Raw genomic sequence first — 12817 nt, forward strand, 5'->3', positions numbered from 1 at the left:
CCGCACCGGACACGGGTGTTCCGGCTTGAACGGACCCCGCCATCAAGGATAAAGCAAGGCGCGCCCGACCGGCGCGCCTTTGCCACTCTCAGGAGCCCTGTTTTGTCCCGCATCTTCCTGCCTCTGGTCACCGGTCTGATCGGCACCGCGATCCTCGTGGGGCTTGGGACCTGGCAGATGCAGCGACTGGACTGGAAAGAGGGCGTTCTCGCTGAAATCGACAGCCGGATCGGCGGGGCCCCCGCCCCGCTGCCCGCGACGGGTGATCCCGCAGAGCATCGCTATCAGCCGGTCCAGTTGAGCGGCACGCTCGGGTCGGACGAGCTTTATGTTCTGGTCTCGCAGAAACAGGTCGGCGCCGGGTATCGCGTGATCTCGCCTTTCGTGACAGAGGACGGCCGCCGCATCTTGGTGGATCGGGGCTTCATCCCCGTGGCCGAGCGCGGCACAACGCGTGACGGTGGCGAGAAAGACATCACTGGCAACCTGCACTGGCCGGATGACAGAACGTCAGCCACGCCCGAAAACGACGTGAGCGGCAACACATGGTTCGCCCGCGATGTTGGTCAGATGGCCGAGCAGCTTGAAACCGAACCGCTTCTGGTGATTGCCCGCAACATGTCGCCCGCTGATCCCGGTGTGACGCCCCTGCCGGTGGACACCAGCGGCATTCCGAACGATCACCTCCAATACGCAATCACCTGGTTCTCGCTCGCCGTCGTGTGGCTGATCGGAACCATCGCGCTGGTGTGGCGCTTGCGACAGACGAAGGAAGGCTGAGGCCCGATGCAGTATATCTCGACCCGCGGAAAAGCCCCGGCGCTTGGATTTGAAGACACGATGCTGTCCGGGCTTGCCCGCGACGGCGGTCTTTATGTGCCTGAGACCATCCCGACACTTTCCGCAGATGACATCCGCGCGATGCACGGGCTGTCCTATGAAGAGATCGCGTTCCGCGTGATGCGCCCCTTCGTGGGCGACGCTTTCACGGATGAGGTTTTCGCCGACCTGATCGCCAAGGCCTACGCAAATTTCGGCCACGATGCCCGCGCGCCGCTGGTGCAGCTCGGCAATGGGCACTTCCTGCTGGAGCTGTTCCACGGCCCGACGCTCGCGTTCAAGGACTTCGCGATGCAGCTTATCGGCCAGATGTTCCAAGAGGCACTGTCCCGCAGCGGCAAGCGCGTGACCATCGTTGGTGCGACCTCAGGCGACACCGGCTCGGCGGCGATCGAGGCGTTCCGTGGGCTGGATGCGGTAGACGTGTTCATCCTCTACCCGCATGGCCGGGTGTCCGAGGTGCAGCGCCGCCAGATGACGACGCCGGTGGAATCGAATGTCCATGCGCTGGCGCTGGATGGGACGTTCGACGATTGTCAGGCGCGTCTGAAGGACATGTTCAACCATTTCGAGTTCCGCGATTCGGTGAAACTCGCTGGCGTGAACTCGATCAACTGGGGCCGTGTGCTGGCGCAGGTCGTCTATTACTTCTCGTCCGCTGTCAGCTTGGGCGCACCAGATCGCACCGTCAGCTTTACCGTCCCCACCGGCAATTTCGGTGACATCTTTGCGGGTTACATCGCCAAGCGCATGGGCCTGCCCATCGACCGGCTGGTGGTGGCCACCAACCAGAACGACATCCTGCATCGCTGCCTGAGCACGGGCGGCTATGTCACCGACAGCGTGACGCCGTCTATCAGCCCGTCGATGGACATTCAGGTGTCCTCGAATTTCGAACGTGCGCTGTTTGATGCCTACAACCGCGACGGCAACGCCGTTGCGCAACTGATGGACGAACTCAAAGCGGGCGGCTTCCATGTCAGCCAGGGCGCAATGCAGGTGCTGCGCGAGCATTATGACAGCGGGGGCGTCAGCGAAGACGAAACACTGTCGATGATCGCCCATGCGAACCGCCACATGGGCGAATTGCTCTGTCCGCATTCCGCCATTGGCGTGAAGGTGGCCGAAGACCTGCGCGATCCCAACGTGCCGATGATCACGCTTGCCACGGCGCATCCGGCGAAATTCCCCGACGCGGTGGAGAAAGCCAGCGGCATCCGCCCGCCCCTGCCGGACCGCATGGCGGACCTCTTTGACCGCGACGAGCGCGTGACACGCGTGCCCAACGACCTCGACCAGCTTGAAACCCTCATCAAAGATCGGATCGCCTCTTGACCGTCCAGACCGCCACACTTCCCAACGGCTTTCGCATCGTGACCGAGCATATGCCCGGTCTGGAAAGTGCAGCCATCGGCATCTGGGTCACGGCTGGCGGGCGGCACGAACGCCCCGAACAGAACGGCATCGCGCATTTCCTTGAACATATGGCGTTCAAGGGCACCAAGACGCGGTCGGCGTTGCAGATCGCCGAAGCCATCGAAGATGTGGGCGGCTACATCAACGCCTACACGTCGCGCGAAGTGACGGCCTATTACGCCCGCGTGCTCCGCAATGATGTGGGGCTGGCTCTGGACGTGGTGGCCGACATTCTGCGCAACCCGGTCTTCGATCCCAAGGAGATCGAGGTCGAGCGTCACGTGATCCTGCAGGAGATCGGACAGGCCGCCGATACGCCGGACGACATCATCTTCGACTGGCTGCAGGAAAAGGCCTATCCCGATCAGCCCATCGGGCGCACGATCCTCGGCGAAACGGACCGGGTTTCAGGCTTTTCGAAAGACGATCTGGCGACCTTCGTGTCCGAACACTATGGCCCCGATCAAATGATCCTTTCTGCCGCCGGTGCGGTTGACCACGACGCTATCGTGTCACAGGCCGAGGCGCTCTTCGGCGACATGATCGCCCGTCCAGCACTGATCGCGGATGCCGCACGCTTCCATGGCGGGGAAAGCCGCAAGGTCAAGGACCTCGAACAGGCGCATCTGGCACTCGCCTTTGAGTCGCCGGGCTATCGAGACCCGAACTTCTATGCTGCTCAGGTCTATTCCGTGGCTCTGGGCGGCGGCATGTCGAGCCGCCTGTTCCAGGAAATCCGCGAAAAGCGCGGGCTGTGCTATACGATCTTTGCCCAGACCGGTGCCTATTCCGACACTGGCATGACGACGATCTACGCAGGCACCAGTGGCGAAGAGATACGGGACCTCACGAACCTCACCATCGACGAGATGAAGCGCGCGGCAGAAGATATGTCCCCTGCCGAGGTGGCGCGCGCGCGGGCTCAGATGAAGGCTGGATTGCTGATGGGGCTCGAAAGCCCGTCCTCGCGCACCGAACGGCTGGCACGGATGATCCAGATCTGGGGCGAGGTGCCCTCGCTCGAGGATACGGTGTCGCGGATCGACAGTATCACCACCGGCGACGTGCGGGCCTTTGCCGAACAACTGGTCCGGAAGGCACCCGCGGCCATGGCGCTTTATGGTCCGGTCGGTACGGCACCGGATCTCGCGGCCCTGTCCCAACGCCGCGTGGCCTGATGCTCGGCCTGCGGCGCAAGCTTCGGCTCGATACGGAGCGGATGGTACTGCGCCCGCCGATCCACAGCGATTTCACTCCCTGGAGCGCCCTGCGCAGGGACAGCGAAGGCTTCCTTGCCAAATGGGAACCAAGCTGGGCGGAAGACCACCTGACGCGACGTGCGTTCACCAACCGCGTCTATTGGGCCAACCGCGCCATCGGCAATGGCTCTGCCGTTCCGCTGTTCCTGCTGCGGCGGAAAGACGACATGCTGCTGGGCGCGATCACGCTCGACAATATCCGGCGCGGACCTGCGCAGGCCGGCACACTGGGGTACTGGATCGGCGAACCGTTCGCGCGGCAGGGTTATATGCGCGAGGCGATTGACGCCGTGGTGCATTACGCCTTCGACCGTCTGGACCTGAGCCGGATCGAGGCGGCCTGCCTGCCCGAGAACAAGGCGTCGCGCGGTCTTCTGGAAAAGGCCGGGTTCAAATACGAAGGTGTGGCGCAAAGCTACCTTCAGATCGACGGGCGCTGGCGCACGCATGTGCTTTATGCTGCCCTGCGCCTCGATCGACGGGGACGCACCGATGCGGGCTAGGGCCAAGACCTTTCGAAAGGTCTTGGCACTGCGGTTTGCAAACCGCGCAAAAAGCGCGTTCGACCGCGCTTGATCCACGCCGCTTCGAAGCGGCTTGCCCATCTCTATTCCTCTGGATCGCCAAAGCCCGCGTGCTACCTTCCCGTCAGGAGGTGTCGGTATGCGTTTCAAACCACTCTGGATGGCGCTGGCCATCGCAATCATGGGAAGTGCGGCCTTTGCCCAAGAGTCCCGCCGCCCAAGCCATTGCCTTGCCATCGCGGATGCCACGCCGGGCGCGGCCTATATCCAGAAAGCGTCATGGACCGCGCCTGTGCCGCAATACTCGGTGCGCATCAACTATGTCGCGCACGCGACATTTCTCTTGCAGACGCCCGGCGGGCTCGACATCGCGACGGATTTCACCGGCTTTCTGGGGAACACCACGCTGATCCCCGATGTGGTCACGATGAACCATGCCCACGACACCCATTGGACGGCCAATCCAGACCCCGCCATCCCGCATGTCCTGCCGGGGTGGGGGCCGTTCGGCGAGGGCATCGACCACCATCTCGAGTTGGGCGAAGTGCTGGTGCGCAACGTCTCCACCGACATCCGGTCGCAATTCGGCGGGCAGGAGGACAACGGCAATTCGATCTTCATTTTCGAAGTCGAAGGTCTTTGCATCGGCCATCTGGGGCATCTGCACCACGAACCCAACGAACAGCAATACGCGGCGATCGGGCGGCTTGATGTGGTGATGGTGCCGGTCGATGGCGGATATACCCTGCCCCGCGACGTAATGGTCCGCATCGTGGACCGGCTCAAATCAAGCATCGTGATCCCGATGCACTGGTTTTCGGGATTTGCGCTCGAGGCGTTTCTTGAGCAGGTGCAGGACAGCTTCGTGATCGACCGGCGCGACAGTTCTTTCCTCGAAGTATCATTGCGCGATCTGCCGTCCCGTCCTACGGTCGTGGTCCTGCGTCCCGAATGGCTTCGCGACGCGCAGAACTGATTCACTCGGAGACCCGTTGATGCCTCGCGACTCTGCCGATAGCGGCTTTATCGACGCCCTGTCGCAACATTTCCCCGCGGATATGTTTTCCCGCGCAGACCAATCCTACCTCGAAGAGCCCCGTGGCCGCTTTCAGGGCGCGCGCGGCTTTGTTGCCCGCCCCCGGTCAACCGAAGAGGTGTCGGCCTTGGTGAAAGCCTGTGGCGAAGCGGGTGTCGGCATCGTGCCCTATGGCGGCGGCACCGGTCTGGTGGCCGGGCAGATCGCGCCCGAGGGCGAACCGGAGATGCCTCTGATCCTTTCGCTGGAGCGGATGAACACGATCCGGGCGGTCTACCCGCAGGAAAACGTGCTGATCGCGGATGCCGGGGTGATTCTGGCCAACATCCAGAAGGCCGCGGAAGAGGTGGATCGCCTGTTCCCGCTGTCGCTGGCCTCGGAAGGATCGGCGCGGATCGGTGGATTGCTGGGCACCAATGCCGGCGGCGTCAACGTGCTGCGTTATGGCAATACGCGCGACCTGTGCCTTGGGCTTGAGGTCGTGATGCCCGACGGGTCGATCTGGAACGGGCTGAAACGCCTGCGCAAGGACAACACCGGGTACGATTTGCGCAACCTGATGATCGGGTCCGAGGGCACGCTGGGGGTCATCACCGGCGCGTCGCTCAAGCTGTTTCCCCGCCCGGCCAGCATCGGGACGGCGGTGTTCGTGATCCGTGATGCCGAGGCGGCGCTGGACCTGTTGTCGCTTGCAAAGTCGCAACTGGGCGAAAGCATCAGCGCTTTTGAGTTGATGCATGGGAACGGGTTGGACTTTCTGCAGCAGACCATGCCCGACGTGCGCAAACCCTTTGGCGATCATCACCCCGAATGGATGATCCTGATGGATATCGGTCTTCCAAAGGGGCTGGACCCGCAGGAGGCGCTGGAAAACCTGTTCATGTCGGCCGAAGCCGAAGGCATCGTGTCGGACGCGGTGATCGCGCAATCCGAGACTCAGCGGAACGATTTCTGGGCCGTGCGCGAGTTGATCCCCATCGCCAACCGGCAGATCGGCGCAGTGTCGAGCCATGATGTGTCCGTTCCCTTGGGCGAGCTTCCCCAGTTCATCGCTCGCGTCTGGCAGAGCATTGCGCAGGTGGGCGAGTTCCGGATCAACTGCTTCGGCCATGTCGGCGACGGCAACCTGCATTGCAACGTGTTCCCGCCCGAAGGCCAGCCCCGCGATCTGTTCCTTGAGGAGACCAAACAGATCAAGCGGATGGTGCATGACATCGCCAACGAACTGGGTGGCACGTTCAGCGCGGAACACGGTGTCGGTCGGGCCAAGAAGGCCGATCTGGCGCGCTATGGCGATCCGGCCAAGCTGGCGGCGATGCGCGCGATCAAGGATGCGCTGGATCCCAAGGGCATCATGAACCCCGGTGCCGTTCTATCGTGACGCAACGCGGAACACGCACCCGTCGGTGACAAGCTGAGGCGGCGTGAGGCACAGGCCTTTCGCTGTCTGGAACGCCTGCAGCACCTTGGGCACATAAGCGCGGGTTTCGGCGTAGTCCGGCACACCGTTCGCGCGGACCACTGCGTTTTCACCGGCATTGTACCCAGCCAGCGCCAGAATCACGTCGTTGTCGAATTTCTCCATCAGGAAATCGAGGAAGGCGACACCGCCCTTGATGTTCTGTGTTGGGGAAAAGCTGTCCGACACGCCAAAACGCTCGGCTGTGGCGGGCATCAACTGCATCAGCCCCTGCGCGCCGACCGAGCTTTGCGCATCGACGCGGCCCGCCGATTCCACCGAGATCACGGCCAGAGCCAGCGCTGGCGAGACCCGTGTGCCTACCGTATGCAGAAGGATGTCCTTTCCATGCCGTTCGGCAATGCCCTGAAGGTCCTGAAGGCGCGGTGCCGCGATGCCCTGCCCTGACGGTGGGTTGAGCAGACGCACCAAGGCAGGTTCCAGCCGTCCGGGCCCCTTGGCCTCGATCGACGGCGAAATGTCATTCCAGAACCAGGCCAGCGTATCGCCTCCCGGTACCCTCGGCTGTGGGGCCGCTGCTGCCGGAGCTGCGGGTATGCTGGGGGCCTGCGGTGCGATCTGAACCGTGATCCGTTTTTTCGCACCCGACGACGGCGGCTTTACACGCTTTGCCGAGAATTCGGGAAATGGCGGAGGATCGGCCATGGCACCACCCGCGCCAAGGCACATGGCGACCAGCGCCAGGACAAAATACCGTTTCATGTGCAGGCTCCTGCTCGACGCCCGATTTTTTTGTTTGATGAAGTATGACACAATCCGGTCTTCAAGGCCATTTCGTTTCGAAGATGCCATCAATCGCTCCGATGTCAGGTCCAGATTCTCTCTAAAATTCGCAATGATCCGGGCGGTGATGTTTTTTATATTGATAAAAATCAGTATCTTAAGAGAAAATCATTAACTTTTTTACGACGCTCCAAAATCGGACCAATGCGGTCAAACTGCTGCCCCAATCCGACAGCTATAAGTACTCATCCAAGACGGGATGGAGCGAATGAGAGAGCGCTCAACACAAAGTCCTGAGCTTGGCCAACGTGAGCAAACTAGGACTATGGAGATCACCATGATCAATTTCATCAAGAACTTCCGCAAAGACGAAGACGGCGCTGTTACGGTTGACTGGGTCGTTCTGACCGCTGCTGTTGTGGGTCTGGCAATCGCTGCTTATGGCGCGATCCAGGAAAACACCGACGCCGTTCTGACTTCGACCGGCGGTGCGGTTCTCGGCGCCCAGGAGTGGCTGCCGGCAGCTGCCGACTAATCGTCGTCACTCGACTACGGGAAAAAGGCGCGCATCTGCGCGCCTTTTTTCTTGTCTACCCGACAGCCTTGCGCGCCCTGCCGACTGTCGAAGGCGCTTGGCGCGCTGAATCAGGCCGCGCCCGACATGCGGCCCGGAGGATCACCAAGGGTCACGGTTCGGTGAGCCCGCCGACTTCCACCCCGGATCCTCAAATTCGCCACAATCTGCCCCAGACGCAGACACAATGATCCATTACCCCCAAGACTGAACCATGTTTCAGCACGTCACAGAGTGCGGTTTCGGAACATGTAAGGAGGCATTATGCGCATCGTTTTTGGACTTGTCCTTGTCGCGGGCCTGGCTTTGGCCGGGTTCGCCGTCTACATGGCACAGAACTACATTGGCGCGTACCAGACCGCGCTCGAACAGGAACGCAGCAAGGCAACGTCAAGCATTCCGGTGCAGGGCGTCTATGTTGCGACGCGTGCACTGGATTACGGCGAGATCATCACCGACGAGGACATCGCGTTGATGCCCTGGCCCAAACAGACCCTGCCGGACAACTTCTTTGATGAATCCAACCCGGTGAACGCCGAGGGCGCGGAACTGCGCGTGGCACTTCGTCCGATCGAAAAGAACGAAGCGATCATGGCCAGCAAAGTCAGTGAGCCAGGCGCCGATGCCGGTCTGACATCGCGCCTTGAAAAAGGTCAGCGCGCCTTTGCGATCAAGGTCGATGTGGCCTCGGGCGTGTCTGGCTTCCTCCGTCCGACCGACCGCGTCGATGTTTATTGGACCGGGCGCGTCAGAAGCAACGACCCCAACCTGCCGAACGGTGAAGTTACGAAACTGATCGAAACCGGGGTCAAACTGATCGCCATCGACCAGACGTCCGAGACCGACACCGCCCAGACGACGATTGCCCGCACGGTGACGGTTGCCGCCAGCCCGCAACAGGTGGCCTCGCTGGCGCAAGCACAGTCCACGGGACGCCTGTCTCTGTCTCTGATGGGCCGCAATGACGACACCGTCGCCGAGGTGATCGAAGTCGATCAGCGGACGCTTCTTGGCATCGAGGCGCGCTCGGAAGTCGAAAAACGGCCGGCACTTGAGGTTTGCACGATCCGCACGCGTCGCGGTGGCGAAGTTGTGGAAGTGCCCATCCCTTGTACGAACTGAAGCACCGCGCACCGGATCTGGTGCCACCGTCCAAATCCCGTTTGATGAGGCGCAGCATTATGTTGCGCCTTATCCACATGAAGCACCCCTCTGAAATCATTGATTCTTGCAATAAAAGCCGACTTGGCGCAGCTTGTTCGCAATATCGGGCGAAAAGACCCAAATCTGAGGCGTGATCGGAAAGGCAGGTCACATGTATACGAGCAGTCCCATCAAGGCCGTCCTGTTGGGCGCGGTTCTTGCTATTTCTCCGATGGCGCAAACAGCGTTTGCTGAGACCCTGCGTGTCATCCGGACCAATACTGAATCGACACTGAACGTTCCCATGAACCGTGCAGTTGTGGTCGAAAGCGAAGTTCCGTTCGCGGAGCTGAGCATCGCCAACCCGTCGATTGCAGATATCTCGTCCCTTTCGGACCGAACCATTTACGTGCTGGGCAAGACCCCCGGCACGACGACATTGACGATTCTGGACGGTAACGGCCAGCTCATCACCAATGTCGATGTCCGGGTCGCCCCGGACCTCACCGAGTTCAAAGAACGTCTGCGCCAGATTCTTCCGGACGAGAAGATCGAGGTTCGCACCGCGAATGACGGCATCGTTCTGTCCGGCACCGTGTCCAGCACGATCCGCATGCAGCGAGCGCTTGATCTTGCCACCCGCTATGCGCCCGAGCGCGTGTCGAACCTCATGACCGTGGGCGGTGTCCAGCAGGTCATGCTGAAGGTGCGCTTTGCCGAGATGCAGCGCTCCGTGTCGAAATCCCTGCAGGCCTCACTTGCAACAGGCGGGTCTGTTCTCGACGGAGACCTCGGCCTGGAACTGGGGACCGGCAACGCCGCCCCCCTTGCCGCCGTAGATTCCGTGTCGGACAAACTGACTTCCGGAGCGGGGTCGCAAGGCGCGATCTTGTTCGGGTTCAACGCGGGCGGACTGGAAGTGGGCATCCTGCTTGAAGCCCTCGAGGCGAAAGGCGTCGTGCGCACACTCGCGGAACCGAACCTGACCTCTTTGTCGGGACAGGAAGCGACCTTCCTTGCTGGCGGTGAATATCCGGTGCCGGTTTCGCAGGAAAACGGCGCGATTGCCGTCGAATTCAAGCCATTCGGCGTCGAGTTGAACTTCATCCCGCGCGTTCTGGACGATAACGTCATCAACCTCGAACTCGAGGCAGCGGTGTCCTCCATCGACCCGAGCAGCGGTGTCGATATCGGCGCCATCCGCATCGACGGCTTCAGCCGCCGTGAGACCACCACGACAGTCGAGCTTCGGGATGGCGAAAGCTTTGCCATCGCGGGCCTGTTGCAGGACGATTTCCGTGACCTGAACAGCCAGGTTCCGTGGCTGGGTGACATCCCCGTGCTGGGTGCGCTGTTCCGCAGCGCCGAATATCAGCGCGAACAGTCCGAACTGGTGATCATCATCACGCCGCATCTCGTGACGCCCACGCGTGGCGAAGCGCTGGCCTTGCCGACCGATCGTGTCCGGCCGCCGAGCGAAAAAGACCTGTTCCTCTTTGGACGCGTTGCCAATGACACGCGCAATCTGCGCGGGGCCGCCGGTGAAGTTGCCAAGCAGGATTTCTCGGGTTCCTATGGTTATGTGATGGATTAAGGCGATGGCAGTTCAAAAGAATCTCCGTATCCCGATTGCGCTGACAGGGCTGGCCTTTCTGGCGGCCTGCGCCAGCAGCGATCCGGTCTACAGCGCCTTCCACCGCGAAGCCGGAGCCTTGCTGGACACCGGCAATTTCGGCGCCGCGACCATGAACAACACCCAGATCATGAACGGCGAAAAGCGCTATACCTACGATCTGTCGCAGCGCTTTGCGAGCGAAGTCATGACAACCGTCAACTTTGCCTTCAACAGCGCGGTTCTGGACAGTGGGGCACAGGACACGCTTCGGGAACAGGCCCACTGGATTCGCCAGTTCCCCGAAGTGCGGTTCCGCGTCTATGGCCATACCGACGCCGTTGGCAGCGAAGCCTACAACAAGCGTCTTGGCCTGCAGCGGGCACACGCGGTTGTCAACTTCCTGGCATCACAGGGTATCAGCAAGGATCGGCTAGAGGCGGTTGTCTCATTCGGAGAAACCCAGCCTCTCATCGTGACCGAGGGACGCGAGCGCCGCAACCGGCGCACCGTAACAGAGGTTTCGGGCTTTGTCGGCTCGCATCCCACTGTTATGGAAGGAAGATATGCCGAAATCATCTATCGCGAGTATATCAACAGCGCCGTCCCCAGAAGCGGCCTTGTCGGCATCCAAGGCACCGACTTCCAGGCGTCTCAATAAGGACAAGGCCCCGAAAGGGGCCCTGTCATCAGCCTGAAATACCGTACAATTTCGGTAATTCGGCCCCAATGTTGCCAAGTTTCCCAACCACTTTCGAACCGTAGCAGTCCCTCCCGAGCGAGTCGGGACTGGCGTTCTCGATGCGTGCAAAACGCCGCTCGCGGGCGCCGCGAAGTAGAGGAAACGAGGCAAATGACGAGTATCCTTCCAAGCACCCCGCAACCGGCGCCGCTTGTCGCGTGCACGATCAGTCGGGATGTTCAGGAATTCGATCTTCTGATCGAAGACATGGAGGCCATTCTTGGTGAAGCCTGGGGCGATCTCGGCTTCGACGAGGCCATGCATTTCTTCTCGCAGGAAGAAGGCGAAGGCCTTGAATTCGTCGCGTTGGCCATCGACGAAGACGACGAGGCCAATGTCGACCACTTGTCGTCGATCATCGCTGCGGCCAAGGCCCGCGGCATCAAGGTGGTTCTCATCGCGCATGACGTGACGCCTTCGGCGCTGCATCATCTGCTGCGTCAGGGCGCCGACGAGTTTGTCCCCTACCCTCTTCCCGAGGGTGAACTGGCCGCGGCCATCGACAGAATGCGCGCCCCCGAACCGCAACAGCGTAGCGGGCGCAGCACATCAGGCGTCAAGTTGAGCGATGATGGCGATGGCGTCATCATCGCGGTACAGGGCATGGCCGGCGGATGCGGTGCCAGCACTTTCGCAACGAACCTTGCCTGGGAACTGGCGACAGTGACCAAGGAAAAGCCGCCGCGCGTCTGCATCATCGACCTCGGTCTGCAGTTTGGCGCGGTGTCGACCTATCTGGACGTGCAACGCCGCGAAGCCGTGCTTGAGCTCCTGTCCGATATCGAAGCGATGGACGAAGACAGCTTTGGCCAGGCACTTGTGACCTTCGAGGAAAAGCTGCATGTCTTCACGTCGCCTGCGGACCTTCCGCCGCTCGACATCATCGGCCAGACCGAAGTGCAGGCGCTGCTGGATACGGCATCGCGGCATTTCGATTTTGTCGTGGTCGATATGCCACCCAGCCTTGTTCAGTGGTCCGAAACGGTGCTTTGCGCCGCACAGGTCTATTTCGGCGTGATCGAGCTCGACATGCGTTCGGCCCAGAACACGTACCGGCTCAAACGCGCGCTCCAGTCCGAGGATCTGCCGTTCGACAAGGTCCGCTTTGTCCTGAACCGCGCCCCCAAGTTCACCGATCTGCAAGGCAAGAGCCGCCTCAAGCGGATGCAGGAAAGCCTTGATATCTCGGTTGATATTCACCTGCCCGACGGCGGCAGGGCGGTGGCGGAGGCAGGCGATCACGGCCAGCCCTTGGCCTTGCAACAGCCCAAGAATGCGCTGCGCAAGGAAATCTCGAAACTGGCTCAGTCCCTCTACGAAGTCGGCCGCACCGACGCTGAAGCTGCCTGAGGAGGACACGAATGTTTTCGCGTTATACTCATGCGCCTGAATTGACCTGATGTCGTTTCAGACGATTTTGTATTTTTCTAGGGATACGACGCGGAAGTTGTCGGTTACGGTATCGCGA

At 61.2% G+C, this 12817-nt stretch carries 12 protein-coding genes; 11 read left to right on the plus strand and 1 reads right to left on the minus strand.

The window, feature by feature from the left end; genetic code table 11:
- The first annotated feature begins 102 nt into the window (after positions 1–102).
- From MRY75_RS17855 to MRY75_RS17880, 6 genes are all read left to right on the plus strand, one after another.
- Positions 103–780, plus strand: a complete 678-nt coding sequence (locus MRY75_RS17855; RefSeq protein ID WP_292309358.1) for an SURF1 family protein — start codon at positions 103–105, stop codon at positions 778–780.
- 6 nt (positions 781–786) lie between these two features.
- Complete coding sequence (thrC, locus tag MRY75_RS17860; protein ID WP_292309359.1) at positions 787–2175, plus strand: threonine synthase; 1389 nt, start codon at positions 787–789, stop codon at positions 2173–2175.
- On the plus strand, positions 2172–3434 hold the full coding sequence (locus MRY75_RS17865) for a pitrilysin family protein (RefSeq protein ID WP_292309360.1): 1263 nt from the start codon (positions 2172–2174) through the stop codon (positions 3432–3434). The genes thrC and MRY75_RS17865 overlap by 4 nt, the downstream gene beginning before the upstream one ends.
- Entirely contained in the window at positions 3434–4018 is a 585-nt protein-coding gene (locus MRY75_RS17870) for a GNAT family protein (protein WP_292309361.1), read from the plus strand. The genes MRY75_RS17865 and MRY75_RS17870 overlap by 1 nt, the downstream gene beginning before the upstream one ends.
- 160 nt (positions 4019–4178) lie before the next feature.
- Positions 4179–5015 carry an MBL fold metallo-hydrolase gene (locus MRY75_RS17875; protein ID WP_292309362.1) on the plus strand — a complete coding sequence of 279 codons (837 nt, stop codon included), beginning with the start codon at positions 4179–4181 and terminating at the stop codon, positions 5013–5015.
- Positions 5016–5034: 19 nt separating this feature from the next.
- A complete protein-coding gene (locus tag MRY75_RS17880) occupies positions 5035–6456 on the plus strand; it encodes an FAD-binding oxidoreductase (protein ID WP_292309363.1) in 1422 nt (473 codons plus the stop codon).
- Here the strand turns inward: MRY75_RS17880 and MRY75_RS17885 are convergent.
- On the minus strand, positions 6448–7257 hold the full coding sequence (locus MRY75_RS17885) for a lytic transglycosylase domain-containing protein (RefSeq protein ID WP_292309364.1): 810 nt from the start codon (positions 7255–7257) through the stop codon (positions 6448–6450). The genes MRY75_RS17880 and MRY75_RS17885 overlap by 9 nt on opposite strands.
- Positions 7258–7615: 358 nt before the next feature.
- On the opposite strand from MRY75_RS17885, the gene MRY75_RS17890 reads away from it, so the two are divergent.
- From MRY75_RS17890 to MRY75_RS17910, 5 genes are all read left to right on the plus strand, one after another.
- Positions 7616–7813 (plus strand): hypothetical protein, encoded by a 198-nt coding sequence (locus tag MRY75_RS17890; protein WP_292309365.1) that lies wholly within the window; start codon positions 7616–7618, stop codon positions 7811–7813.
- A gap of 303 nt (positions 7814–8116) precedes the next feature.
- On the plus strand, positions 8117–8974 hold the full coding sequence (cpaB, locus tag MRY75_RS17895; protein ID WP_292309366.1) for a Flp pilus assembly protein CpaB: 858 nt from the start codon (positions 8117–8119) through the stop codon (positions 8972–8974).
- A gap of 193 nt (positions 8975–9167) precedes the next feature.
- Positions 9168–10589 carry a type II and III secretion system protein family protein gene (locus MRY75_RS17900; RefSeq protein ID WP_292309367.1) on the plus strand — a complete coding sequence of 474 codons (1422 nt, stop codon included), beginning with the start codon at positions 9168–9170 and terminating at the stop codon, positions 10587–10589.
- Between the two features lie 4 nt (positions 10590–10593).
- On the plus strand, positions 10594–11268 hold the full coding sequence (locus MRY75_RS17905) for an OmpA family protein (protein WP_292309368.1): 675 nt from the start codon (positions 10594–10596) through the stop codon (positions 11266–11268).
- 192 nt (positions 11269–11460) lie between these two features.
- Positions 11461–12699 carry an AAA family ATPase gene (locus MRY75_RS17910; RefSeq protein WP_292309369.1) on the plus strand — a complete coding sequence of 413 codons (1239 nt, stop codon included), beginning with the start codon at positions 11461–11463 and terminating at the stop codon, positions 12697–12699.
- Positions 12700–12817 lie beyond the last annotated feature (118 nt).

The sequence above is a fragment of the Marivita sp. genome (assembly GCF_022763305.1).
Lineage (GTDB): Bacteria > Pseudomonadota > Alphaproteobacteria > Rhodobacterales > Rhodobacteraceae > Marivita.

Bases quoted from the DNA above. Each gene is read 5' to 3' on its own strand.
- MRY75_RS17880 (WP_292309363.1), top strand. From the start codon at position 5,035: ATGCCTCGCGACTCTGCCGATAGCGGCTTTATCGACGCCCTGTCGCAA.
- MRY75_RS17875 (WP_292309362.1), top strand. From the start codon at position 4,179: ATGCGTTTCAAACCACTCTGGATGGCGCTGGCCATCGCAATCATGGGA.
- MRY75_RS17910 (WP_292309369.1), top strand. From the start codon at position 11,461: ATGACGAGTATCCTTCCAAGCACCCCGCAACCGGCGCCGCTTGTCGCG.
- thrC (WP_292309359.1), top strand. From the start codon at position 787: ATGCAGTATATCTCGACCCGCGGAAAAGCCCCGGCGCTTGGATTTGAA.
- MRY75_RS17890 (WP_292309365.1), top strand. From the start codon at position 7,616: ATGATCAATTTCATCAAGAACTTCCGCAAAGACGAAGACGGCGCTGTT.
- MRY75_RS17885 (WP_292309364.1), bottom strand. From the start codon at position 7,257: ATGAAACGGTATTTTGTCCTGGCGCTGGTCGCCATGTGCCTTGGCGCG.
- MRY75_RS17900 (WP_292309367.1), top strand. From the start codon at position 9,168: ATGTATACGAGCAGTCCCATCAAGGCCGTCCTGTTGGGCGCGGTTCTT.
- cpaB (WP_292309366.1), top strand. From the start codon at position 8,117: ATGCGCATCGTTTTTGGACTTGTCCTTGTCGCGGGCCTGGCTTTGGCC.
- MRY75_RS17870 (WP_292309361.1), top strand. From the start codon at position 3,434: ATGCTCGGCCTGCGGCGCAAGCTTCGGCTCGATACGGAGCGGATGGTA.
- MRY75_RS17905 (WP_292309368.1), top strand. From the start codon at position 10,594: ATGGCAGTTCAAAAGAATCTCCGTATCCCGATTGCGCTGACAGGGCTG.